Raw genomic sequence first — 408 nt, 5'->3', positions numbered from 1 at the left:
ATTATAGGTAAAAGGAAAGATAAAGAGGTATGAGTCCTTTCCTCCTTTGTCTATCATGCAGGGATACTTTAGTAGTTCCTCTAAGGGAATCATCATCTGAGGAAGAAGCTTAGACCTTCTGATGTCATAGATATTGCTGAGATAAGTAGAATAGAGGTCTACTCCTAGCCTTTCTACTTCCCTCTGAGCATTCTTGAATCTCTCCAATCTATCAGTAAAGGCATACTTTATCTGGCTTTCTAACTCCTCCTTCATATCTATTTCTATTTTCTGATTTCCAACTTTGAGATGCATCTTAGCATCAACGTCAGGGAATTTATACATGATAGGTTCTGGTGGCTTAGCTCTTGCTGCCTTCCAATCCTTGATAACATCTTCTAAGGTAAGCCCAGCCTCTGTAAGTATCTT

The 408-nt window shown here is 39.0% G+C and carries 1 protein-coding gene; it reads right to left on the bottom strand.

The genetic code is table 11. From position 1 onward, the window contains the following. Nucleotides 1-408, bottom strand: a 408-nt coding sequence (locus COZ07_RS00415; RefSeq protein WP_406606645.1) for a hypothetical protein, incomplete at both ends; no start/stop codon positions are given.

Origin of the sequence: Candidatus Infernicultor aquiphilus, assembly GCF_002784285.1 — a bacterium.
GTDB lineage: Bacteria > Atribacterota > Phoenicimicrobiia > Phoenicimicrobiales > Phoenicimicrobiaceae > Infernicultor > Infernicultor aquiphilus.
The sequence above is the reverse complement of the archived record's forward strand: the minus strand, read 5'-3'. Positions and strand labels throughout refer to the sequence as shown.